The sequence below is a fragment of the Pyxidicoccus xibeiensis genome (assembly GCF_024198175.1).
GTDB classification, from domain to species: domain Bacteria; phylum Myxococcota; class Myxococcia; order Myxococcales; family Myxococcaceae; genus Myxococcus; species Myxococcus xibeiensis.
Genome location: NZ_JAJVKV010000002.1, coordinates 793226 through 817249 on the forward strand (window position 1 = coordinate 793226; position 24024 = coordinate 817249).

The window sequence follows — 24024 nt, forward strand, 5'->3', positions numbered from 1 at the left end:
GGGCGAACGCCGGCCATGGACACCGAGGCTCTCAAGAAATCCCTCCTGAAGAAGTTCCAGGAGGTCACCGCCGACCGTCTCCAGAAGATTCAGCTGGGGGTGTTGGACCTGGAGAAGGAGACCGCGGACCAGGCCGCGGAGGACGTCGCGCGCGAGCTGCACACGATGAAGGGAGAGGCCCGCATGCTGGGCCTGCCCGTCATCGGTCAGCTGGCGCACGCCGCCGAGGACGTCCTGCGCGCCGAGCGCGAGGGAAGGACGGCCACCGAGATTGCCACCGACGTCCTGCTCAGGGCGTGTGATGTCCTCTCGGATTTGAACGAGGACCTGGAGGGCGCCAACACCGGCACTCCCGCCAGCGAGGACATGGTCAAGGCCCTCGCGGAGGTCTCCGGCCAGGCGCCGCCCTCCATCGGGCCCAAGCCGAAGCCCGCGGCGCCTGTTGCCCGGGCTCCGGTCGCCGCGCCCGCGGTCCCGGCACCTGCTGCTCCCGTGGCGGCGGCCCCGGCCCCCGCGCCGAAGGCCCCCGAGGCTCCTGCGCAGGCGGCGGCCCAGGCCCATGCGCCGGGCCGCGAGGACGACGCTCCCGGCGCGGCGGCGAAGTCCGCCATCGCGGACCGGAGCATCCGCGTCAACGTGGAGGTGCTCGACTCACTGGGCCTGCTGGCCGGTGACCTGCTCGTGGAGAGCGCCCGCGGCCGGCTGCGCAGCTCGGAGACGGAGGCGCTGTTCGAGCGCTTCAGCCGCCTGGGTGACCGCTTCCTGCGGCTGGCGGAGCAGGTGGAGATTCCCGCGCAGGTGCGCGTCGCGCTGGACCGCGTGGAGAGCGACCTGCACATGCTGCGCGACGATGCGTTCCGCTTCGTGCGGCGCAACGACGACGGCATCAACACGCTGCACGGCAACCTCGCCAAGATGGCGGACCACGTGGCCGAGGCCCGGCTGGTGCCGCTGGCCACCGTGTTCGACGCCTTCCCCCGCGCGGTGCGCGAGATGTCCCGCACGCAGGGCAAGGAAGTGGACCTGGTCATCGAGAACGCCGACATCGGCGTGGACCGGTCCATGCTGGCCGACGTGCGTGATGCGCTGGTGCACCTCTTGCGCAACTCGGTGGACCACGGCGTGGAGTCCGCGGACACGCGCCAGCAGCTGGGCAAGCCCGCCACCGGGCGCATCCGCATCCGGGTGCGCGTGGACGGCGACATGCTCCACATCGAGGTGGAGGACGACGGCCGCGGCATCGACCCGGAGCGGCTGCGCCAGGTGGCCGTGAGCAAGCGCCTCATCACCCAGGTGCAGGCCGCCGCGCTGTCCGAGCGCGAGGCCATCGAGCTCATCTTCCGCCCCGGCTTCTCCACCCGCGACCAGGTCAGCGAGCTGTCCGGCCGCGGCGTGGGCATGGACGTGGTGAAGCGGAAGGTGGAGCAGCTGGGCGGCTCGGTGGGCGTCATCAGCCGCATCGGCCGTGGCACCACCATCACCCTGCGGCTGCCCCAGTCGCTGGCCCTGATGAAGGTGCTGCTGGTGCGCCTGGGCGACGACGTCTACGGCATGCCCGCCGCGGACGTGGAGGCCGTCATGCGCGTCAAGCCGGATGACCGGCTGGAGATCTTCGGCACGCTGGCCGTCCGGCACCGTGGCAAGCCCACGGCGCTGGTGGCGCTGGGGCCGCTCCTGGGCCTCAATGGCGGCAACCGCTTCGACAAGCCGCCCGCGGTGGTGGTGCGTCACGGTGAGGACCACGCGGCCCTGGTGGTGGACGGCTTCGTGGACGAGCGCGAGGTGGCCGTGAAGCCCTGCGGCGGCGAGTTCCTCAAGGGCGCGCCCTTCATCGCCGGCACCGCCGCGCTGGAGGACGGCCGCATCGCCGTGCTGCTGCACGTGCCGGACATCATGGCGGAAGTGCGCCGCATGGCGCGCCCCGTCACCCAGGCCCCGGCGGCCCGCCGCCTGCGGGTGCTGCTGGTGGACGACTCTCCCATCGCCCGCGCCACGGAAGGCGCGCTCGTCAAGGCGCTGGGCCACTCGCTCGAGGAGGCGCAGGACGGCGAGGAGGCATACGCGAAGGTGCAGAACAACACGTACGACCTCATCCTCACCGACGTGCAGATGCCGAAGATGGACGGGTTCTCGCTGGCGCGGCGGCTCAAGTCGACGCCCTCGGTGGCCCGCATCCCGGTCATCATCCTGTCCTCGCTCGCCTCACCCGAGGACAAGCGGCGCGGCCTGGACGCGGGGGCGGACGCCTACCTCGTCAAGGGCGAGCTGGGCGTGGAGGTCCTCGCGCAGGCCATCGATCGGCTGACCTGAGGAGCCACGCTTGGGCGGCGCCGCTTCAGCGGGAATGGCATTCCGGGTGCTCATGGTGGGCAAGGGGCTGCGTGCGCTCGCCGCGCGCGGCCTCTTCGACGGCGAGTCCCTGGTGCCCGTGGGGCCGGCGGAGGTGGACTTCGCCAACGCCCTGGTGGCCGTGCAGCGCCACTTCCCGGACGTGCTGCTGGTGGACCTGAGCGCCCGCGAGTCGCTGGACGCGATTGAGCAGGTCATGGTGGAGCGCCCGGTGCCGGTGCTGGCGCTGCACCCGGGCGTGCTCTCCGGGCAGGACGCCTTCCAGGCGGTGGCGCTGGGGGCGCTGGACGTGGTGGAGCGCCCGGCGTCTCCGGGGGCGGACTTCTGGCCGCACGTGGCCCGCAAGCTGGTGATGCTGGCGCAGGTGAAGGCGGTGCGGCAGGTGCACACCCGGCCGGGGCAGCGGACGCCCCGGGAGGACGCTCCGCCGCCGCCGTTCCCCCTGGTGGCCATCGCCGCGTCGCTGGGCGGGCCCAAGGCCGTGGCGCAGGTGCTGCGGACGATTCCCCGGGGTTTTCCCGCGCCCATCGCCTACTGCCAGCACATCAGCGAGGGCTTCACCGAGGGCCTGGCGCACTGGCTGGCGATGGAGACGGCGCTGCGGGTGAAGGAGGCGGAGGACGGGGTGGTGATGGAGCGCGGGACGGTGTACATCGCACCGTCTGGCAGTCACCTGTTGGTCCGACCGGAGGGCAGGCTGGAGCTGGACTCCGGGCCCGCGCTGCGCGGTTTCAGGCCTTCGTGTGACATGCTGCTCACTTCCGCGGGCGAGGCCTTCGGCTCGCGCTGCATCGGGGTCATCCTGACGGGTATGGGGCGCGACGGCGCGCGAGGGTTGAAGGAGATTCGTGAGCGGGGTGGTCGCACCATCGCTCAGGACGAGGCGACGTCCGTCGTCTGGGGCATGCCCCGCGAGGCGGTGCAGCTGGGCGCCGCACAGGAGGTACTGGCGCTGGACCGGATTGGCCCCATGCTCGTGCAGTGGGTGGACGCGTGCTGACCGCGAGCAAGAAGGTGCTCGAGCAGCTCGCCGCGCTCCTCCTGGAGCGCGCGGGCCTCAAGATTACGCCCGACGGCTTCCACAGCCTCCGGCTGGCGCTGTCCACGCGCATGCCCGTGCTGGGCGTGGAGGAGCCGGAGAAGTACATCCAGCGCCTGACGGGGCCGGGCGGCGAGGAGGAGCTGCGCTCGCTGCTGCCGCTGGTGACGGTGGGGCACACGGAGTTCTTCCGGGACGCCAAGCAGTTCCGCGCCCTGGAGAAGAGCGTGCTGCCGGAGCTGGTGACGCGCTCGCGGCGGGAGATGCGCAAGGTGAGCGTCTGGTCCGCGGGCTGCGCCACGGGTGAGGAGCCCTACAGCGTGGCCATGGTGCTGGCGGAGCTGGGCGCGCTGTCCATGGAAGTGGACCTGCTGGCCACAGACCTGAACCTGGCCGCGGTGGACGCCGCGCGGCAGGGGCGCTTCACGTCGCGCCGCTGCATCAGCATCGGTCAGGAGCGGCTGCGGCGCTTCTTCCGCCCCGTGGAGGACGGCTACGAGGCGCTGCCCGCGCTGCGCGACTACATCCGCTTCGACGGGCAGAACCTGGCGGCCCCCGTCTTCGACAAGGTGGGCCTGTCCACGCTGGACCTCATCCTCTGCCGCAACGTCATCATCTACTTCGACCTGCCCACCATCCGCGGGCTGATGGACCGCTTCCTCGCCGCGCTGCGGCCGGGCGGGCTGCTGTTCCTGGGCTACTCGGAGAGCCTCTTCAAGGTCTATGACCGCTTCGAGATGATCGAGGTGGACGGCGCCTTCGTGTACCGCCGTCCGCTGAGCGACAAGGCCCACCGCGCGCCCCCGCTGCGCATCACCCCGTACCCGGGTGAGCCGGAGCTGCCCGAGCGCAAGGAGACTCCCGAGTCCTTCGCCGCGGACCTCCGCCGGCGCATCCAGAACCAGGCCGAGGCCGCGGCCGCCGCTGGCGCCCAGGGCGCGCGAGGGCAGGGGACGCCCGCGGGTGCCGGCCCCACCGCGAAGCGGCCCGCGCACGCTCCGGGCACGGGGCCTTCGGCGGCGGTGCCTCCCCGGGCGCAGGGGCCGGCTCCGCGTCCGGGGGACTCGGCGCGGCCGCGCATCACCCAGGAGCTACCGGCGGTGGGGCCCCAGGACTCCGCGCGCCCGCGCATCACCCAGGAGATACCGCTGCCCCAGGTGGCGCCCCCGCGCACCACCACGGGCGAAGTCCCGGTGACGACGTGGCCCAAGCTGCTGCCGCCCGCGGAGCGGCTGGCCGTGGCCGTGCGGAAGATGACCCAGGGCGACTTCCCCGCCGCCATCGCCGGCGTGCAGCGCCTGCTGGTGGACGAGCCGAGTGACCTGGACGCCCTGCTCACGCTGGGCAACCTCTTCTCGCTCACCGGCCGTATCCCCGAGGCGCGCGAAGCCTTCGCGCAGGCCATCCAGCGCGAGCCGCTGTGCGTGGAGGCGCGCATCTTCGGCGGCGTGGCGGCGCTGCAGGCGGGGAACCTCAAGGAGGCGCGCTCGGAGCTGAGCAAGGCGCTGTTCCTGGAGCCCACGCTGGCCATCGGCCACTACCTGCTGGCCCAGGTGCATGAGCGCTCGCAGGAGCCGGACGCGGCACGGCGGTGCTATCGCAATGCCATCGCCCAGCTGCGCTTCCCGCAGCGGCCCCTGGCCGGGCACTACCCGGAGATGCCTGACTCGGCGGACGCCATCTCCCGCGCGGCGCGCTACGCCCTGGCCGCGCTGGAGGAGCAGCCCCTGCGTTGAGGCAGGGGCCGCGGCTGCGAAGCCCTCAGGCCAGGTTGCCCTTCACCTGGTCCAGGCTCTTCTTCGGGTCCAGCACCGAGGCGAACTTGTCCTGCAGGTAGGACTTGGCCTTGCCGCGCAGCAGGAGCCCGGGGTCGGTGCCCTCGCCCTGCACCTGGTTGTCGGTGATGACGAAGGACGCATCCATCTGGATGCCCATCACCTTCCCGGCAATCTTCGCGCCGTCGCCCTGCCAGTCCGACTTCACGCCGTACTTGTTGCTCCAGTACTGGAGCAGCTGCTCGACGCGCTTCTTGACCTCCTCCTTCGGGAGGGAGTGGGGGATATCGAACTTCATCATGCCCATGGCCCGGCTCCTGATGTCGGTGACCCGTCCGTGGCTTTAGTGACCCCGGCGCGGGAATGGAACCGCCGTCTCACTTTTGGAGGCGCGGATGTCAACAGGCTTGCTCACCGGGCGGGCACGCTCCGGACGCGCTTGAGCTTCACCGGCGGGTCCCCGGGGCGGCCCCAGCGGGCCATGTAGGGCGCCAGGTCGTACTTCTCCGCGGTGCGCGGCGAGCTCATGGGCCGCACCTTCCCCAGCACCTTCCGCTCCTGGAAGGGCCTGTCATGCAGCCCCAGCACCCACATGAAGTTGGCGACGCTGGCCGGGTCCCTGCCGTCCACCGCGTACTTGTCGTTGAGCAGGGCAATGCGGCGCAGGCCCTCCTCGGGGGTGCTGCTCCACTCCAGGAGCTTCTTGCCCCAGAGCATTCGCAGGTAGTTGTGGATGCGGCCGCGTGCCAGCAGCTCGCGCTGGGCGGCGTTCCACAGCCCGTCACCGGTGCAGGCCGTCTCCAGCTCCTCCAGCGTGTAGAGGTGGTCGCGGGCGTCCTGCTGGTGCGTGGACAGCGTGTTGCGCGCCCAGGCGGGCAGGGACTCCACGGTGAGCTGCCGGGGCCCCGGCGTGTGGAAGCAGTAGTTGAAGGCCAGCTCGCGGCGCACGAGCAGCTCCTCGAGGAAGCTGCGCACGGCGGGGTGGTCCGTGCCGGCCGCGCGGATGACGGCGCTCGCGGCCTCTCCCGCGAAGAGGTTGCCCCAGTGGAGGAACGGGGACAGGCCGGACTGGTGCGCGCGGCCCGGGTCGCTCCGCTCGGTGTCGTAGCCCTCCAGCTTCGCGCGGATGAAGGCCTGGAGCGCCGCGAGCCCCGCCTTGCGCCCGCCTCGCTCGCCGATGGGGGCCACCGAGTGGTCGATGTCGAAGGTGTGCAGCGCGTCACGGGCCGCGCGCGCATCCGAGGGCTCGAAGCCGGGCTCCAGCTTGAGGCCGCCGGCGGACTTCACCGGGCGGGCGGGGAGGGTGCGGCCCAGGTACTCCGGCCACAGCTTCCGCAGCTTGGGGCGCAGGGTGTACGCCCCGGCCTGCACGGTGGGGATGCGCTGCATGGGCACCACGCATGACGCATCCACGGCGAACAGCGGCACGTCCAGCGCCTTCGCGGCGCCGCGCAGGTGGCCGGGGATGATGTACGTGGGGAAGAAGTCCGACACGACGGCGGCGGCGCGGCGGCCCAGCTCCGCCAGCCGGGGGCGGTGCTCGCGGGCGCTTCGCGGCAGCTCCAGCCAGTAGGGCAGGCCCTTCGCGGCACAGGCGCCCGTCAGGTCGACCATTCCATCCAGGGCCCAGGCGTGGAAGCGGTCCGAGGCGAAGGGGTAGTCGGGACGGAGGGCCTGGTAGACGACCACGGGCAGGCCCAGGTGGTTGCCCAGGGCGATGGCCGCGTCCAGCGCGTGGTTCTCCTCCAGGCGATGGTTGACCATGCACCAATAGAGGACGAACTCGCGGCGTCCGGAGGGAAGGGGAACGTCCTTCACCACCTGGACACGCGCGGAGTCGACCCCAAGCTCGGACCACGAGAACCCGACGGGCATCTTGTTTCACGGATGCGCGAGCCCGCTGCGCGTCGCGGAGGAAAAGTGCACGCCTGTGAACGGACCGGAAGCGGAGGAAGGCGCGCAAAAACCGGCGCAGCGGCGCTGGTTGTGGTCTTCTCCCCGCCCGGCTGGACCCAAGGAGTTGTCTGCGTGCCACATCCGAGAACCTGGAGCTGCGTCTCCGTCGCCGTCCTCGCCGTCGCGCTCGTCATCCCGGCCATCGCTGGTGCACAGGCGCCCTCTCAGTACCCCGCCCCCCAGCAGCCGACGTATGCGCAGCCACCCGCGCAGCAGGGGTACGTGCAGCCGCAGGAGCCCGCGCCGGCTCCCGCGCCCGCGTCCCCTCCCCAGGGGCAGGTGCCGCAGCAGCCGGCGGATCCGAACTACCCGCCGCCGCAGCAGCAGCCGTCCTATCCGCCTCCGCAGAATGCGTACCCGCCGCCGCAGCAGCCCGCGGATCCGAGCTACCCGCCGCAGAACGCATATCCGCCGCCGCAGCAGCCGGCGGATCCGAACTACCCGCCGCCGCAGCAGCAGCCGTCCTATCCGCCGCCGCAGAACGCGTATCCGCCGCCGCAGCAGCCCGCGGATCCGAGCTCCCCGCCCACGTCGGCACAGCAGCCTCCGACGTCGCAGGACCCCTCGGGAAGGGACACGCCCCGGCTTCCGCCGGATCCGGGCTCGCTGGTGACCGAGCCGCAGGCTCCGCTGACGCCCGAGGGCAGGGCGGACGCGGAGAAGGCCACGGCCTCCGCCGTGCCTCCGGGTGAGGACACCGGGGTGCTGCTGGATGGCCGGCCCCGGCAGGGCCCGTTCCTGTCCGGCCCGGGCAGCATGACCTTCATCGTGCACCACACGACACTGGGAGCCATGGGCGGCTTCTTCACCCAGGCCTTCGCCAACGACTTCAACTTCGACCAGAGCTCGCGCGAGGCGATGCTGGCGGGCACGCTCATCGGCGCGGGCCTGGGCTTCGGCGCCGCCGCGTGGTGGCAGTTCAACAACTGGGTGGACCGGCCCATGGCCTCGTTTGGCATCGCCAACTCGATGGTGGGCGGCATGTTCATGGCGGGCTTCATGGACCTGTTCACCCAGGACGCGGGCGTGCTGACCTGGTCCGCCTTCCTGGGCGCGGAGCTGGGCGCGTGGCTCACGGCGGGGCTCGGCGGCGGGCAGCTGCCGCTCAACGACGGCCTGCTGATTTCGTCGGGCGCGGGCTGGGGCATGGCGTATGCCGCGCTGCTGATGGCCATCATCCACTTCTCGGGCACGGACGTGTCGGGCAAGACGTGGCGCGACACGCTGCTGCTGGCCCCGGGCATCGGCGCGGGTGCGCTGGCGCTGGCGACCATGCGGTACAACCCGACACCCTCACAGATTCTCCGCGCGGACATCTTCGGCGCGGGTGTGGGCGCGGCGGTGCTGCTCATCTCCGGCCTGGTGCTGGGTGGGTTCGACCAGTCCACCCCCTACGTGCTGTCGTTCCTCGGCTCGGCGGGCGCCATCACCACGGTGAGCCTGCTGTGGGAGGAGAGCGTGGACCGTTCGGCGCTGAAGCTGCCCGGCCGCTCGTCGAAGGCGCGGCCGTACAAGAACGTCTGGTGGTAGACGGGCTGTAGGGCAACCGGGCGTGCGCCATGGCACAGCGGGGCAGGAAGCATCACCTTCCCCCCGACATGGCGCGCGTTCATCCCTTCACGGCCCTCTTGGCCTCGCTGGGGCAGCGGCTGGAGCCCAGCGACTACGTGCCGCGGAGCAACGCGGTGCCTCAGCCTTCCCATGTGCGGCCCCTGCTGGAGGCCGCCAACCCCACGGCGGAGCTACGGCGCCTGCGGGAGTCGGGCGCGCTCCTGCGGGACGCGCGGCCGGCGCTGTACCTGGTGGAGCTGCACAGCCCCGCCGGGAAGCTGGGCGGGCCGCCGGTGCGCTTCCTGTTGTGTTCCCTCAACGCGGACGCGGGCACGCCGCTGGAGCATGACCCGTACCGCCCCCGGGCCTGGGAGGCGGAGCCGGCCGTCACGCTCACCGCGGACGACCATGGCGTCCTGCGGGGCCTGCTGGCGGAGGCCTCCGAGCGGGCCGTCACGGTGTGGCAGGGGCAGTACGACAGGCACCTGGTGGCGTTGAAGCGCATCGAGCCGTCGCCGGTGTCCAAGCGCCTGCAGGCCGTGCTGGACGAGGCGCCCATGCGGCCGCTGTCAGCGCTGGACGAGGCGGGCCCCACGCTGGCGGCGATTGTCCCGCTGTCGGACCCGGGCCTGGAGCTGCAGCCCATCCACCGCGCGCTCAAGGGAGTGGAGACGTTCAAGGAGGAGACCTTCCTCACGCTGGTGACGGCATATGCGCGCGTGTACGAGCTGGACGAGCCGCTCGACACGCCGCGAGGAATGGCCGCCGCGCGCGAGCGCCTGGCGACGCTCATCACCGGACACCATGCGGTGCTGCTGGTGCTGCCGGAGGGGCGGGGCCGCATCCTGCGCTTCCGGCAGGGACTGGACCTGGCGCACCTGAAGGGGGCGCCCCGGAATCCGACGCTGCGCAGCCTGGACCTCGCGCTGCTGAACGCGCTGGTGCTGCGCACGGTGCTGGGCATCAAGGACCCGGAAGCGCCGGGGCACCCGCAGGTCTTCCCGGTACAGGGGCTGGAGGCGCTGGTGAACGGGGTGCAGGGGGGGACCTTCCAGGCGGGCTTTGCCCTCAACCCTCCGCCTGTGTGGGAGGTGAGGGCGGTGATGGAGGCGCAGGCCACACTGCCGCCGAGGACACTCCGGGTGGAGCCACTTCCACCGGCGGGCCTTCTGTTCCTGGATCGTGAAGCCTAACTTCACTCCGTGAGGGTCCTGACACGAACCCTGCCGGATTGGCCCCGGCGCGTGCGGCTCGAGCTCCAGCCGGGGCCCGGGGAGACCCTCGATGCGATTTGTGGCGGGGAGGTCCAGGTGCTGCAGCGGCGCCTGGGCTACCGCTTCACGTTGGACCCGGTGCTGCTGGCGCACTTCGCGGTGTACGAGGGTGGGGCGCTCCGGGGCCGGCTGATGGACCTGGGGACGGGGTGCGGCATCATCCCGCTGGTGCTCGCGCGGAGGCTGGGCCGCAAGGACATCACCGCGCTGGAGCTGCAGCCGCGGCTGTTCTCGCTGGCGGAGCGCAACGTCTACCTGAACCGGTGCGAGCGGGAGGTGTCGCTGGTGCAGGGGGACCTGCGCCGGGTGGAGGAGCAGTTTCCCGCGGGCAGCTTCGCGCACGTGCTGAGCAATCCGCCGTACCGCTCGCGGGCCTCTGGGCGGACGAGTCTGTCCCTGGAGAAGGCGATTGCCCGGCACGAGGTGACGTGTGAGCTGCCGGACGTGGCACGCGCGGCGGAGCACCTGCTGGTGTCACGCGGGTCGCTGTGCGTGGTGTATCCGGCTTCGCGCTTCAGCGACTTGGTGGCCGTGCTGCGCTCGCATGGGCTGGAGCCGCGCACCGTGCGCTGGGTGCACCCGCGTGGAGACCGGCCCGCGAAGCTGGTGCTGCTCCACGCGGTGAAGGGGGGCAGGGCCGACCTGATGGTGCTGCCCCCACTCGTGCTGCATGCGGACGACGAGCACGCGTTCACCGAGGAAGTGCGCGCGATGATCGGGTGAGCAGCGCTTCGCGCCTGATGCGTCCGTTCACCGGCAAGGCGCGTGCGATGAGCGGGCGAGGCGCCGCCGTCTTCATGAGCGGGCTGGGGGATGGAGACGTGGCGGGGCAGCCGGCTGGAGCAGCACCGTACCCACTCGCCCCAAATCCGAGATAGAGCAGCTGACGACGTGCTCCCTCGCGGTGTCCCCCAGGAGGAACTGGCTGACTGCCAGGCAGACGGCGACAGGTCCACTCGCGGCGCCCGTTTCTCCCAGGGACTCGCACGGCAGCAGGACCTGGAATCGGCTCAGGTCCAGGTGCTCGGAGAGCAGTACCTGGGCATGTCCCCACACCTGGGCCTTCCACTCTTCACCGTTCAGGTCGAGCAGCATCGTTCCACGGAAGGACTGCTCCCGCTGGGGCTTTGGAATCAGACTCAGCACTGCATCAGCGAGCGCCCGCCCAAGGATGGGAGGACGCGGTCGATTTCCGGTGATGGCGGCTCCCAGTGTGGCGGCTACGACCTGGCCCCCAATCAGCGCTCCGCGTGTTCGGGCCGCGACCTCCGATTCCAAGAGGAGGCAGGCGCCGACCTCTCCAGGAATGGTTCCTGTTTGGCGGGTGGGTGTCTTCAGGCGCCTGTGCTGGGCAAGCCAGTCCAGCGATAGGGCATCCACATATGAGTCCGCGCCGAGGACGACGACGCGGTCCAGGCGCCGCGCGGACACCTCTTTTTCAGCAAGCTGGAGGGCCTCCACCAGACCGCAGTGGCCGCTGGCGAGCGCCCACACCTGGTCGAGAGGCATTGGGAGCTTGAGCAGCCGCACCAGGGGCCAAGCGAAGTGCTCCAACATCGCGTTCGGCACCCTATCGAGAGAAAACAGGAATCGTTCCTCGTCGATGAGCGGCCCCAGGGTGATGATGCCTGTGCGACGCCAGAACGCCACGTCGGAGACTGGTGGCAGCCCCGAGGAGTGCGCCAGGTCCTCGAAGCTACCTGTTGCGAGCCGGACCCAGGCGCCTGCCTGGAAGAAACCCTCCGCATAGGCTCTTACCGGGTAGCCCACGACGGGCGTTGCTTCGCCCTCCCCATCATCGACCACGAGGCCGTCCAGCGGCCACGGGCGCACGATGCCGGCGCGCATTGCCGCGGTGCTTCCGACCACCCCGTACCCCAATGCACTGACCATCCCCAATCCCGTCACGCAGAGTCTCATTCGAATCCAAGCCTCAGCCGAGCTCGTAATACGAGCGGAGTTGCCTCCATGCGTCAGGGGATGGAGCACGGGCTCTGTTCACACGGCGGGCGATGGATGGCGCCAGCAGGTAGTGCTCGGCCAAGGCGAGCCCGGTCTGTTCGGCGAGGCGCAGCAGCGCCAGTAGTTCAATCCAGATCCTGGCGGTGGTGGTCACATCATCCGGGGACAGCCGTTCGTTCGCGAGCTTTTTGCGGATGTCTCGGTCCCGTTCCTCCACCAGCCGTGTCAGCGCGACATCAAACGGCTTTTGTTCAGCGGAAAGGAGGGCACGACACAGGTCCAGTCTGGAATCCTCCGCACCTTGAAGGACCTGCTCGTATCGCGCGAGCAGAGCCTCGAGCGACTCCCTGGAAGTGTCGGCGGCGAAGCGCTTCATCAGGAAGGCGACGTAGAGAAAGTCCTCTTCGTACTCCTCCCCGGCGTTCCAGGTCTGTCGTGAGTGGTGTGCAATGCCCTTCGCCGCTGGGAGATCATCGCAGGCGATGGCATCGAAGAATGGCTCGGACCTGCTGGTCAACTTCGCCCTGTCGTCCGCCCCCTCCAGGAAGTAGAGAAACGCACGAGCGCTCTTTGAGAGGTTCTCGAAGTAGTCATCCGGAAGTCCGGTCGAGAAGAGGCGGGCCACGCCAATCCGGCGGTAGAGAGTACAGAACCCACGCATCTGGTCGTGGGTCACCTTCCTGGAGAGGACCACGGGCAAAGCTTCTTGCAGGGAGATGCCGCAGGACTTCTCAATCAGGAATAGCGGGGTACCATACATGGGTGGATTCGCTCGCGCGCTAAGCGGACTGCTCGAGCTTCGTGAGATACACGTTGGTGGGCTCGAGTTGGCGGAGCGCATCCACGAGCCGGTGGCTGAGCACGTAGACATGCGGGTCTTCCTTGACGCGGAAGATGTCGGGTGCCGCCCGTAGCTTCTCCGGAGAGAGGACGAGCTTCTCCACCGCGACGACCTCGTCGTCGTCGTAGATGATTTCACTCTGCTTCAGGTCGAGGCAGTCGAACGAGCCCAGCGGGTTGATGATGAAGTAGTCGGTTCTGGCCACACGCTTCTTGTGGTCATGGAGTGTGAAAGGCAGGCACTCCATGGGCACTCCCGTGCGCTCGATGACCTCCTTCATACGCCGCTCCACCACCAGCATGTTGGTGACGGTGGCGATCAACGAGGGCATCTTGATACCGGGAGACTCGTCGCTCATGTACCATTTCGCGTCCGGCGGGTACTTGTCGCCCATCGCTATGCCGGTTGACATGCGGTACCTCAGCATGTTGGTGCCCAGGGGCTCCCGGTAGAGGACGCAATAGCTGGGATCAACGGCGGGGCTCGTATTGATCTGGAAGTAGTCCATGGGTTCCTGGGCCTGCCTCAGTTGCGCAGCGCGCTGGAGCTGAGCGGGGGCATGTCGGAGATGGCGGAGCCGGGACTCTTCGTCCCGAACTTGATGATCTCGGCGTAGCAGTGCTTCGACAGGACTTCCAAGCGCTTCTTCGACAGCTTGACGATGGGCCAGGCCTTGCAGTTCTCCGGGCGCTCCCGGTCAACTGCGGCCCTGAACGAGTCGATGATGGCTTCCAGCCGGGTCCTGACGTTCTGGTTGTAGGCCCCGTGGTTGAAATACTTCGAGCCAATCTCGATGCGGATGAATTCCTCGTCACGGATGAGGTGGCGGGGAAGCTCCATCACCCGCGCGACCTCCTGGTCCATGGGCAGGAGGATGATGTTGATGTGGTGGTTGACGTTGTACTCCGCACGCAGCAGTCCGACTCGTACGAGCTCGCGGCAGTCCAGGTCATCGATGTCGTCGATGGTCCCGTTGAAGGTGCCCTTGGGAATCATGTGGTGCGCGTTGTTCCAGTAGGGCCACGTCCACTTGGTGAAGTTCGCGCCAGGAGGAATGGTGTTGCCCGCCGCGTCCTTCATGTCGGCGCGGGTCGGCCCGAAGACCTGCCAGTCACCGGGCTGGGGGAGCGAGATGTACGGGCCGTATTGCAGGTTGGAGTTGGCATGCTTTGCCGGGTTGTAGGACGTGGGGATGGAGCCCTGCGGGAGCGCGGGGTCCTTCGCTCGGTACTCCCGCTCCTGCTGCTGCTTCAGTACGGGCACCTTGTTGTAGACAGCACGCCGGTTGCGCCGGGACTCCCGCACCACCTGCCAGCGGTACGTGCAACTGCACGCGTCGCTATAGCTGGTGGAGTGGCCCGTCAGGCATGCACCGCCTTCTTCGGCGCCGTTGATCTGCTTGTGCAGCACCTGCTCCGCGGGACTGGCTAGATGCTCCGGATTCTTGGGCATGGCGCGTACCTCCTGGGGCTGCCGTGGCTACACATCGTCCTTGCAAGCGAGGCAGTAGCAACCACCAGAGCTCTTGCCCATGGCGATGACAGGCGGCTGGATGAGCGGGAAGGGGGGCGTGTTCTTGTCGTTGTGGAGCATCAGGTCCATGGCCCGCGCGACGTTCTTGCCCTCCACCTTCACGTCGAACGAGTAGTTGACGAACTCCGCCTCCCCCTTGGTCTTGCCGGACACGACACCGCCACCGGCGGTTCCTGCCTCGTCTCCCGTGCTGGTGCTGAAGTTGGAGTCCTTGACGCAGAGGGGATTGCCTTCCACGTCCACAGTCTTGCTGCCCTTGGCCGTATCCGCCGAACGCGCGATGTTGGGGTATGGAATGGGTACCGGTCCGGCGGGGCTCGGCGTCTTGCAGACATCCGGAGCGGCGACTGTCGTGCCGTTGGACTTCTGGTGGACGACCGACATTTTGTTGACGCCTACGCTCGTGCTCATCGGTTTTCTCCGGCAGGGTGGACCGTTCTCAGCGGCGCGCTCCCCGTAGTTGCTCGTACTGGATATGGCTGAAGTCCCGTGGCTCGACCTGCTGCCGGCCCCGGCTGGTGATGGCAAGCGCCAGGGCGAGGATGGGCCTGCGCCGCATCGGCCCATCCGTGAGCGCCGCCACCAACCGCTCCTGGGTGCGAGGCTGCCCGCCCAGATGGCGCGTGCCTGGGTGGAGCCCCTTCTGCATCTGGTGCCACCAAGCGGCGACCGCTGCCGGCTCAGGGATGGGGAGCTTCCTGTCCGGATCGGGCTGGAGGTCGGCATCCAGCGCTTCGTCGGCCGGTTCGTCGGCTTCGTCTCGCGGCTTCGTCAGCGGTCCTTCGAGGACCAGCCCCGTGATGGCGCAGAACGCCTCCGCCGCCACTGCGGCGAGGGGAGCCTTCTGCATCCACGCCAGGCAGGCCTGCGCCGCGGCCACCCTGCCGGTGAAGCCAAGTGCCCAGAGCGCCTCGCGTCTGAGCGCTGGAATCTCCAGCAGCGCCAGGAGCGCCTCGACATCGTGCGCGTCACCCCGGCAGGCAAGGGCCGCACGAGCGAGGTCACCCGCCGCGCCTGGCTGTTCGAGCCGTTGCTGGCAGGCCTTCCATGCTGCCCTGTCATCCAGGATGAGCCCCAGGGGGATGGCGGCCACCTGCTCCCGGGTATCGGACGACGTGAGAGCTTGCTGAAGCAGCCCTGGCGGCACCTCCTGGGGCCAGAAGTGTGCAATGCGGAGGGCTGCGGCTCGCACCTCCACGCTGGGGTCGGTCAGCAGTTGCTGAAAAGGAACGGCAGGGTGGGTTCGACGGAAGCCCAGGATTTCGAGCACGTTGGCTCGCAGGGCAGCGTCTGAGGCTGCGAGCAGGGGAGCGAGCGCGCGAGAAAGGCCGGGGCGTTCACTGAGCTCCAGGGGCTGTTGAAGGATTGCTCGAAGCGGCGCGCCACCCTCCACGAAGTGTCGCAGGACGAGGTCGACGTCCGCGCCTTCTCCTTCGCGCAGGAGGCAGAAGCTCGCGACGCGGAGGCGCTCTTCGTCGCCTTCTTCGAACGCGGGCTTCAGCAGGAGGTCGGCAACCCGCTTCCCCCCGAACACGATGGCGTCGAGATGGGCACGTAGTCGTTGTTCCGGGCCTTCTGCCACGTCTGCCAGGGTGTGGACAGGAGAGGAGAGCGCAGACTGCCAGTGGGTCCAGAGGAAGCAGGCCTCAGCGACATGCTCTTCCAGCACGTCCCAGCGAAGACTTCGGTCCGCCCGCGACAGCACTGCTCGCCCCCGATTTTCGCGCGCCAGAGACGGCCGCAGGGGAATTCCGACGGCTACCGGCGTTACCGCACGAAGTTATCCCGGGCCAACTGGAGAAGATAGGGCCTCACCGTCTGCGCGGGGCCGCCTCACGTCTCAGGCCGGGGCGCGAAGTCCTGTCCGAGACGACTACGGCACCGACGCGTCCGCGGCCTGCCGCTCCTCCTTGCAGAACGCCAGCCGCTCCTTGAGCGCCTCGAGCGGCACCGCCATCTCCAGCCTGAACGACTCACCATCCGGCTGCACCTTGGCGAAGTCGAGCAGCTGCGCCACGTCCTTCTCGCCCTCCGCCTGCGCCTTCAGGCGCGCCAGGGACAGCGCGGCGCCCAGGGACTTGCCCAGGTCCGTCACCTTTTCCGCGTCCGAGCCGCGCACCTCCGCGACCAGCGCCACGTCCGAGCTCGCGTCCACGTGCAGCTCCACGTTCTGCGCGACGTCCCGCAGCCGCTGCGCCAGCTCCGCCTGTTCCGGCGGCAACAGCTTCGCGATCATCTCCACGGGCAGCACACCGTACATCTCGCCGTAGGTGCTGCCCTCAGGAATCACTGGCGGCTCGTCCGGCCCGCGCCCCTCCACCCGGTCGATGGCCGCCCTCACTCCATCGGTCGACCCGCCGAACATCACGAGCTGGTTGTTCCAGATGCCCACCGCGTTGCGCCCCTGCCGCATCTCGGTGCCGCCATCCGCGAGCCTTGCCATCCTCTGCCCCGGCTCGTAGACCCGCGAGCCCTCGTCGCCATAGTTCGTCGACTGGGTGTCGCCCATCAGGTCCCCGAATTTCGCGTTCTCGAAGTTCCCCGACAGCATGACCCCGTCATCCGTGATGACCAGCCGGTCCAGGTCCTTCAGCGGGTCCACGCCGCTTCTCGAGCGGAACTCTTCCAGCTCCTTCCCGCCGTCCCGCATCAGGCAGTCCAGCAGCAGCTCGCCAATGGGCGAGTGCCGCAGCGCATTCGCCTCGATGACCACCGCCGTCTTTCCCTGACCCCGAGGCAGCGCCGCCAGGAGGGGATCTCGAGGACGCTGCCGCTCCTGGGCCACCGTGCCCGCATCCGGCGCGGCCGGCATCACCCACGTCTTGCGCCGCTCGGCACGCTCGCGCTCCGGCGTCCGCATCCGCCGGGGGAACTCCACCTTCGGAGCCTCCGGGGTCGGCTCGTCGCCCTGGCCGGTGAACATCAGCACCGCGGCCAGCACGAACAGCAGTCCCGCCACCCCGAGCCACACCCGACGCCGTTGACGGTTTTCCACGTCAGTAGTCCTTTCCCTCGAAGCGCCAGAACCCCACGGCCAGCGCCCCGAATCCGAACACCATCACGCCCAGCAGCAGCATGCCCAGTGACTTCACTTCCAGCGGCATCGACGCGGAGATGTTCCCCGCCGCCGTCGCCAGCGAGGACAGCCTCGGCAGCACCAGCGTCACCGCCTCGAAGGCGCTCCGGCTGACGCCGTCCTCGAAGAAGAGGGCCACGTCCTTCCGGTGCCCGGCGATGATGCCGCCCACCAGGAACAGGCCGCCGGAGGCCGCGCACAGCGCCGCGCTGCGCACCAGCGTCGCCGTGGTCAGCATCACCGCGTACACCGCCGCGAAGCCCACACACGCCATCAGCCCGGCGATGAGCGGCCCCGCCGTCCAGTACCCCGCCTTCACCCCGAAGATGAGCACCAGCCCCGTGGTGCCATACAGCGTCCCGCCCACCGCCAGCGTCATCACCCCCAGGAACGTCCCGGCCAGCAGGTGCCAGCGCTGGATTGGCAGCGCGAGCAGGTGCTCGATGCGCCCCGGCGACAGCAGCGACGGCGCGAAGTCCGAGCACGCCACGATGCCGAAGAGGATGCCCCCGTAGAACACGATGTACGCCGCCGCCATGTACACGGGCCGCAGCGCCACGTCGACGGAGCGGATGCTCGCGCGAATCTCCTCGCCGAACAGCCGTGACGCCGCCAGCGCCCCGTCCACCACCTCGATGCGCAGGCTCAGCGCCACCACCGCCAGCACCAGGGTGATTCCCACCATGAAGGCCAGGATGAACTTTCGCGCCACTGCCTCACGCAGCACGTACCCCGCGATTCCGAACACCGGGCTCACGCCGCCACCCCCGCCGAACCGGACACCGCCGTCCCCGAGCCATTCGCCGCCACCGCCTCCGGCGGCCGCGCCACCGTCCCCAGCAGCACCGACTCCAGGTCCGTCCCGTCGCGCCGCAGCTCCACCAGCAGCGCCCCGGCCGCGCGAGCCCTGTCCAACGCCGCGTTGAGCGCCGGCGGGTCCTCCGCCTCCACGTGGTACATGCCGTCCGTGCTCCCCCGGGCGAAGCCCGCCGACACCAGCGCCCCCGAGTCCACCCCGGGCGCGAAGCGCACCATCCACCGGGCCCCGCCGCGCGCCAGGTCCTCCAGCCGGCCCTCGCGCAGCACGCGCCCGTCCGCCAGGATCGCCACCCGGTCACACACCCGCTCCGTCTCCGCCAGCAGGTGCGAGTTGAGGAACAGCGTCGTTCCCCGCTGCACCTCCTCCAGGAGAATCCGCCGCACCTCCAGCCGCCCCATGGGGTCGATGCCGTCCGTGGGCTCGTCCAGAATCAGCAGGGAAGGGGAGCCCACCAGCGCCGCCGCCAGCCCCAGCCGCTGCCGCATGCCCTTGGAGTAGCCGCCAATCTTCCGGCCCACCGCGTCCGCCAGGCCCACCCGCTCCAAGAGGCGCAGGTTCCCCGCGGGGTCCGCCTTCAGCCCCTTCAGCCGCGTCACCGTCCCCAGGAACGCCGTCGGCAACCAGGAGCCCGGCAGGTGCAAGCGCTCCGGCAGGTAGCCGATGCGCGCGCGGATGCGCGGGTCCTCGGGCGAGCCTCCCAGCACGCGCACCGTGCCCTCCGTGGGCTGGACGATGCCGAGGATGCTCTTGATGAACGTCGTCTTGCCCGCGCCGTTGGGGCCGATGAGCCCGAACGCGCTGCCCTGCGGCACCGTCAGGTCCATGCCCCGCAGGGCATCCGTCCCCACTTTCCGGAACGGACGCCGGTACGTCTTCCGCAGGCCCTTCACCTCGATGGCTGGCAGTCGCTCTGTCACGGTTGCGACTGTAGACGACCGGAGCGGCCGGCGATTGCCTCACCCGGTTCGATACAGGGCAGCCAGCCGGGGGAGCGCGCGTTCCACCCTCCGTGCCACCGGTTTCGCGCACCTGGGAAACCCGTTTCGCACTCCTTTCGTCCCTGCCGCGCCGCGACACCCCGTCCTTCCGCGTGCTTGTACTCCTTGGGGCTCCAAGGCCCGTCACATGCATCCCGAGCCCGGCTCATTCCGCGTACAGGAGGAATCCCCCATGACGTCCGAAATCCGCCTCGACCCGCAGCTCCAGGAGGCCCGCCGTGAGCTGGAGGCCGCTGAACAGGGGCTGGCCGCAGGGACGGAGGCGGCGCGCGTGCGCTACGCCCGCGCCCTGCACGAGGCGGACCTCGCGGAGCGCCGCGCCGAGCGCCGGGCCCGGGAGAACATGCGGCACCAGCGCAGCTGGCGGCTCGTCGCAGGCTGAGCGGCCGGCCAGGCGTACGGAATCGATGATTGCCGGACGCCGCCGGTTTATACCGGTGACGCCATGGCCTATCCCGTCCACCGCCCCCGCCGCCTCCGCCGTACCGCCGCCCTGCGAGACATGGTGCGCGAGACGCGCCTCGAGCCGGGTGACTTCATCTACCCCCTCTTCGTCGTGGAAGGCCGGGACGTGCGCCGTCCCATCGCCTCCATGCCGGGCGTCTTCAACCTGTCGCTCGAGCACGCCGTGGCCGAGGCCCGGCTGGCGAAGTCCCTGGGCGTGCCCTCCGTCCTCCTCTTCGGAATCCCGAACCACAAGGACGCGCGCGGCACCCAGGGCTATGCGCAGGACGGCATCGTCCAGCGCGCCATCCGCGAAATCAAAGCCGCCGAGCCGGACCTGCAGGTCATCGCCGACGTGTGCCTCTGCGAGTACACCGACCATGGCCACTGCGGCATCCTGGAGGAGGGCCACGTCCTCAACGACGACACGCTGCCGCTGCTCGCGCAGATGGCCGTCACCTGCGCCCAGGCCGGCGCGGACATCATCGCCCCGTCGGACATGATGGACGGGCGCATCGCCGCCATCCGCCGCTCGCTGGACGAGGTCCGCCTCACCGACATCCCCATTCTGTCCTACGCGGCCAAGTACGCCTCCGGCTTCTACGGCCCCTTCCGCGAGGCGGCCCAGAGCGCGCCGAAGTCCGGCGACCGCCGCGGCTACCAGATGGACCCGGGCAACGTGCGCGAGGCCCTCAAGGAGACGGCCCTGGACGTGGAGGAGGGCGCGGACATGATCATGGTGAAGCCCGCGCTGGCCTACCTGGACGTCATCCGCGCCGTGCGCGAGCGCTTCGAGCTGCCCGTGGTCGCCTACAACGTCTCCGGCGAGTACTCCATGCTCAAGGCCGCCGGGCAGAACGGGTGGATCGACTACGAGCGCGTGATGCTGGAGACGCTCACCTCCATCAAGCGCGCCGGCTCCGACCTCATCATCAGCTACCACGCCCTGGAAGCCGCGAAGCTCCTGTAGACAACAGCCAGACGCACGTCGCGCGGCTTGCTGCTTGATCCGCGCGCCGCGTTGCGTCCAAATGAGTCGCGCACGATGCCCACCAAGAAGAAGCGGCCTGCACGCAAGTCCGAGAAGCCCCCGCCCCAACGCCAGCGCGGGACGGGGAAGCGCCCTGGCGCCAGGCACGCTCCCGTCATCCGCGCCCCAGGTCCGTTGCAGTACAAAGTGGTGGAGCTTTCCACGGTGGACGAGGGCGCCCTGGAGCGCACGCTCAACGAGTGGACGTCGAAGGGCTGGAACCTGGACGGCGTGCAGTTCGCCATGCGTGAGTCCTCCAAGCGGCCGGCCATGGCCTTCGTCTTCTTCACCCGCGAGGGCAGCCCCGCCGAGCCTGACGTGGACGCCGCGCGAAACCGGCTGCTGCGCATGTCGGAGACGGGCAGCCCCACCGCGGCGCTCGCCGCCGGCCAGACGCAGGAGCACGCCGCGTGGGCGGCGCCCATGGTGCATCCACTGAGCGCGCACGAGCGCCTGGCCCGGCTGGCGGGCCTCGACGAGCCCGAGCCACACGAGGAGGGTCTCACCTTGGAGCCCGAGGAGTGAGCGCCGAGCGCGGTCCCGCGGTCATGGCGGCCAGTCGCAGCGGAGGGCGGGTGCTGCGCATCGTCGCGGGCGAGGCCGAGCCCGGCTCGCCCTACCCGAAGGCGTCGCTCTTCCTGCGCCTGGGCGCCCGCGTCGTCGACGTGGGGGTGGCCTGGGGCCTGTACGTCGTGTGCGGCGCAGCGGGCGGCGTGGTGGCGCTGCTGTTCCTGCTGCTGGCCGACGGGATGATTCAAGGCCAGAGCGTGGGCAAGCGCATCTTCGGCGTGAAGGTGATGCACCTGCCCACGCAGTCGGCGGCGCGCCACCGCGACAGCACGCTTCGCAATGCGCCGCTCGCGCTCATCGTCCTGCTGGGAATGATGCCGGAGCCGCTGGGCCTGGTGGCCGCGGGCGCCGGGCTGCTCGTCATCGGCGGGGTGGAGGCGTGGCGCGTGGTGAGGGATCCGCTCGGCTGGCGGCTCGGTGATACCTGGGCGCAGACGCAGGTGGTGGACGGGAAGGTTGTCGCGGGCGCAACCGTTGCAGCCCGCACGCCCGTGGCGCATCAGCGCGCCCCGGGAAGAATCATGTCCGCGGCGAAGGTGCGCCGTGGTCGCTCGCTGAAGAAGAGAAGGGAGCCGCCGTGCGCATCGCGCTGACCCACAATCTCAGGCTGTCCGATTCAGAAGAAGAAGCGGAGTTCGACACCCAGGAGACGGTCAACGCACTGGCCGCGGCGATTGAGCGGCTCGGCCACCGGCTGGAGCGCTTCGAGGTGAGCGGTCCCGCCTCGCGCACCGTGGCGCGGCTGGAGGCCTACAGCCCCGACCTCATCTTCAACACCGCCGAGGGGCGCCGCGGCCGCTTCCGCGAGGCCTTCTACCCGGCCCTCTTCGACGAGCTCGGCTTCCCGTACACGGGCTCGGACGCGTACGCGCTGGCGGTGACGCTGGACAAGCAGCTCACCAAGCTGGTCCTCACCAAGCAGGGCATCCGCACCCCGGGCTGGCAGTACGTGGAGAAGCTCAGCGAGCTGACCGCGGAGAACCTGCGCTTCCCCGTCATCGTGAAGCCCAACTTCGAAGGCTCCTCCAAGGGCATCACCCAGGACTCCATCGCGGAGACGCTGGACGAGGTGCGCGCCAAGGTGGCCTCGGCGCTGGAGAAGTACCCGGCCGGCGTGCTGGTGGAGGAGTTCATCGCCGGGCGCGACCTCACGGTGCCCTTCCTCGCGGCGGTGGACAACGACTACGACGGCGTGCTCACGCCGGTGGAGTACGTGGTGGACCCGGCCGTCACGGCGGGCCGCAAGTACGCCATCTACGACTACGAGCTGAAGACGAAGAAGGAGAACGCCGTCAGCGTGCGCGCCCCGGCGCAGATTCCGGCCCGTACGGCGGAGGACGTGCGGAAGATGGCGCAGAAGATCTTCTCCGCGCTCGACTGCCGCGACCTGGGCCGCATCGACTTCCGGCTCAGCGACGCGGGCGTGCCGTACTTCCTGGAGATCAACGCGCTGCCCAGCCTGGAGCCGGGCGCGGGCATCTACGCCTCCGCGGAGCTGGACGGGCTGCACCTGGACGGGGTCATCAACTCCATCATCCAGAGCGCGGCGAAGCGCTACAAAATCAAGGATGGCAAGCGCCAGGGCAAGCCGGCGCGCAAGACGGGCCCGCTGCGCGTGGGCTTCACCTACAACGTCAAGCGCGTGAAGCCCATGGCCAGCGCCGAGGCGGTGGAGGACAGCGAGGCCGAGTACGACTCGCCCAACACGCTGCAGGCCATCCGCGAGGCCATTGCGTCCTGGGGCCACGAGGTCATCGACCTGGAGGCCACCGCGGAGCTGCCCACCGTGCTGTCCAGCACGCCGCTCGACATCGTCTTCAACATCGCCGAGGGCTTCAAGGGCCGCAACCGCGAGAGCCAGGTCCCGGCCATGCTGGAGCTGCTGGACATCCCGTACACGGGCTCGGACCCGGCGACGCTGTCCATTGCCCTGGACAAGGCGCTGGCGAAGAAGATCGTCCGGCAGGCCGGCATCCTCACGCCCAACTTCCAGCTGATGGCCACGGGCAAGGAGCGGCTCAACAAGGAGTTCACCTCCTTCCCGCTCATCGTGAAGCCGGTGGCGGAGGGCAGCTCCAAGGGCGTCGTCACCAAGAGCGTCTGCCACAGCGAGGCGGAGCTGCGCGAGGTGGTGCGCGAGATTGCCAGCAAGTACCAGCAGCCCGCGCTCATCGAGGAGTACATCGGCGGGCGTGAGTTCACCGTGGGCCTGCTGGGCGAGCGCCGCCCGCGCGTGCTGCCGCCGATGGAGATCGTCTTCCTCGACAAGGCGGAGAAGAACCCCGTCTACAGCTTCCAGCACAAGCTCGACTGGACGGACCGCATCCGCTACGACGCGCCGGCCAAGCTGGAGCCCTCGCTGCTGGAGAAGCTGCGGACCGCGGCGCGCAACTCGTTCATGGCGCTGGGCTGCCGCGACGTGGCCCGCATCGACTTCCGCATGGACGACAAGGGCCGCATCTACTTCATCGAGTGCAACCCGCTGCCGGGCCTGACGCCGGGCTGGAGCGACCTGGTGCTCATCGCCCAGGGCGCGGGCATGGACTACCGCGGCCTCATCGGCGAAATCATGGCCCCCGCCATCCGCCGCTACAAGGAGCGCGAGGCGCGCCGCGCGGCCACGGAGCACCCGTCCGCGGTGCTGCGCAAGGGGCTGCCGCTCGAGGAGCAGGGCGCTGCCGCAGCCGCGCAGCCCGCGTCCGCTCCGGCGGCCCAGGGCTCCGGCAATGGCAACGGCACGTCGTCCCCGGACGCACCGCCGCGCGCGGAAGCGAAGGCCTGAGCTTCACCGGAGCGACCTGACGCC

General features: G+C 69.8%; 22 protein-coding genes. 11 read left to right on the forward strand and 11 right to left on the reverse strand.

Annotation, left to right across the window (positions count from 1 at the left end; translation table 11 throughout):
• Positions 1-15 precede the first annotated feature (15 nt).
• The 3 genes from LXT23_RS11135 to LXT23_RS11145 are packed head-to-tail and all read left to right on the forward strand — an operon-like array spanning position 16 to position 5124.
• Positions 16-2310 carry a hybrid sensor histidine kinase/response regulator gene (locus LXT23_RS11135; protein ID WP_253980095.1) on the forward strand — a complete coding sequence of 765 codons (2295 nt, stop codon included), beginning with the start codon at positions 16-18 and terminating at the stop codon, positions 2308-2310.
• Between the two features lie 34 nt (positions 2311-2344).
• Positions 2345-3349 carry a chemotaxis protein CheB gene (locus tag LXT23_RS11140; RefSeq protein ID WP_253980096.1) on the forward strand — a complete coding sequence of 335 codons (1005 nt, stop codon included), beginning with the start codon at positions 2345-2347 and terminating at the stop codon, positions 3347-3349.
• A complete protein-coding gene (locus LXT23_RS11145; RefSeq protein WP_253980097.1) occupies positions 3343-5124 on the forward strand; it encodes a CheR family methyltransferase in 1782 nt (593 codons plus the stop codon). The genes LXT23_RS11140 and LXT23_RS11145 overlap by 7 nt, the downstream gene beginning before the upstream one ends.
• Positions 5125-5149: 25 nt before the next feature.
• On the opposite strand, the gene LXT23_RS11150 is transcribed toward LXT23_RS11145, so the two are convergent.
• On the reverse strand, positions 5150-5470 hold the full coding sequence (locus LXT23_RS11150; RefSeq protein ID WP_253980098.1) for a polyhydroxyalkanoic acid system family protein: 321 nt from the start codon (positions 5468-5470) through the stop codon (positions 5150-5152).
• 104 nt (positions 5471-5574) lie between these two features.
• Entirely contained in the window at positions 5575-7038 is a 1464-nt protein-coding gene (locus tag LXT23_RS11155) for a deoxyribodipyrimidine photo-lyase (protein ID WP_253980099.1), read from the reverse strand.
• Between the two features lie 153 nt (positions 7039-7191).
• Here LXT23_RS11155 and LXT23_RS11160 point away from each other — a divergent pair, with 153 nt between their 5' ends.
• The 3 genes from LXT23_RS11160 to LXT23_RS11170 all read left to right on the forward strand — a co-directional run bounded on the left by LXT23_RS11160 (position 7192) and on the right by LXT23_RS11170 (position 10667).
• The gene (locus LXT23_RS11160; RefSeq protein ID WP_253980100.1) at positions 7192-8649 is read left to right on the forward strand and encodes a hypothetical protein; all 1458 of its coding nucleotides are present in this window, start codon (positions 7192-7194) and stop codon (positions 8647-8649) included.
• Between the two features lie 68 nt (positions 8650-8717).
• Entirely contained in the window at positions 8718-9863 is a 1146-nt protein-coding gene (locus tag LXT23_RS11165) for a DUF1015 family protein (RefSeq protein WP_253980101.1), read from the forward strand.
• Positions 9864-9914: 51 nt separating this feature from the next.
• A complete protein-coding gene (locus LXT23_RS11170) occupies positions 9915-10667 on the forward strand; it encodes a tRNA1(Val) (adenine(37)-N6)-methyltransferase (RefSeq protein WP_253980102.1) in 753 nt (250 codons plus the stop codon).
• Positions 10668-10739: 72 nt separating this feature from the next.
• Here LXT23_RS11170 and LXT23_RS11175 read toward each other — a convergent pair whose 3' ends face one another.
• The 9 genes from LXT23_RS11175 to LXT23_RS11215 all read right to left on the reverse strand — a co-directional run bounded on the left by LXT23_RS11175 (position 10740) and on the right by LXT23_RS11215 (position 19057).
• Positions 10740-11792: a hypothetical protein gene (locus tag LXT23_RS11175; protein WP_253980103.1), complete on the reverse strand. Its 1053-nt coding sequence runs from the start codon at positions 11790-11792 to the stop codon at positions 10740-10742.
• 85 nt (positions 11793-11877) lie between these two features.
• A complete protein-coding gene (locus tag LXT23_RS11180) occupies positions 11878-12666 on the reverse strand; it encodes an Imm49 family immunity protein (protein ID WP_253980104.1) in 789 nt (262 codons plus the stop codon).
• Positions 12667-12685: 19 nt separating this feature from the next.
• Positions 12686-13159, reverse strand: coding sequence for an imm11 family protein (locus LXT23_RS11185; protein ID WP_253980105.1), 474 nt, complete (start codon positions 13157-13159; stop codon positions 12686-12688).
• Between the two features lie 113 nt (positions 13160-13272).
• Positions 13273-14199, reverse strand: a complete 927-nt coding sequence (locus tag LXT23_RS11190; protein ID WP_253980106.1) for an AHH domain-containing protein — start codon at positions 14197-14199, stop codon at positions 13273-13275.
• 27 nt (positions 14200-14226) lie between these two features.
• Positions 14227-14691, reverse strand: coding sequence for a DUF4150 domain-containing protein (locus LXT23_RS11195; RefSeq protein WP_253980107.1), 465 nt, complete (start codon positions 14689-14691; stop codon positions 14227-14229).
• Positions 14692-14719: 28 nt separating this feature from the next.
• Positions 14720-15949 carry a TIGR02270 family protein gene (locus LXT23_RS11200; protein WP_253980108.1) on the reverse strand — a complete coding sequence of 410 codons (1230 nt, stop codon included), beginning with the start codon at positions 15947-15949 and terminating at the stop codon, positions 14720-14722.
• A 204-nt stretch (positions 15950-16153) separates the two neighbouring features.
• Positions 16154-17275 carry a hypothetical protein gene (locus tag LXT23_RS11205; protein WP_253980109.1) on the reverse strand — a complete coding sequence of 374 codons (1122 nt, stop codon included), beginning with the start codon at positions 17273-17275 and terminating at the stop codon, positions 16154-16156.
• A gap of 1 nt (position 17276) precedes the next feature.
• Positions 17277-18113: a hypothetical protein gene (locus LXT23_RS11210; RefSeq protein WP_253980110.1), complete on the reverse strand. Its 837-nt coding sequence runs from the start codon at positions 18111-18113 to the stop codon at positions 17277-17279.
• Positions 18110-19057, reverse strand: a complete 948-nt coding sequence (locus tag LXT23_RS11215; protein WP_323378921.1) for an ABC transporter ATP-binding protein — start codon at positions 19055-19057, stop codon at positions 18110-18112. The genes LXT23_RS11210 and LXT23_RS11215 overlap by 4 nt, the downstream gene beginning before the upstream one ends.
• A 289-nt stretch (positions 19058-19346) precedes the next feature.
• Between LXT23_RS11215 and LXT23_RS11220 the strand changes: the two genes are divergently transcribed.
• The 5 genes from LXT23_RS11220 (at position 19347) to LXT23_RS11240 (ending at position 24000) form a co-directional block, all read left to right on the forward strand.
• Positions 19347-19556 (forward strand): hypothetical protein, encoded by a 210-nt coding sequence (locus tag LXT23_RS11220; RefSeq protein ID WP_253980112.1) that lies wholly within the window; start codon positions 19347-19349, stop codon positions 19554-19556.
• A gap of 63 nt (positions 19557-19619) precedes the next feature.
• A complete protein-coding gene (gene hemB / locus LXT23_RS11225) occupies positions 19620-20588 on the forward strand; it encodes a porphobilinogen synthase (protein WP_253980113.1) in 969 nt (322 codons plus the stop codon).
• Positions 20589-20663: 75 nt separating this feature from the next.
• Positions 20664-21173 (forward strand): hypothetical protein, encoded by a 510-nt coding sequence (locus LXT23_RS11230; protein WP_253980114.1) that lies wholly within the window; start codon positions 20664-20666, stop codon positions 21171-21173.
• 23 nt (positions 21174-21196) lie between these two features.
• Positions 21197-21811, forward strand: coding sequence for an RDD family protein (locus LXT23_RS11235; RefSeq protein ID WP_253980431.1), 615 nt, complete (start codon positions 21197-21199; stop codon positions 21809-21811).
• Positions 21796-24000 carry a D-alanine--D-alanine ligase family protein gene (locus LXT23_RS11240; protein ID WP_253980115.1) on the forward strand — a complete coding sequence of 735 codons (2205 nt, stop codon included), beginning with the start codon at positions 21796-21798 and terminating at the stop codon, positions 23998-24000. The genes LXT23_RS11235 and LXT23_RS11240 overlap by 16 nt, the downstream gene beginning before the upstream one ends.
• Positions 24001-24024 lie beyond the last annotated feature (24 nt).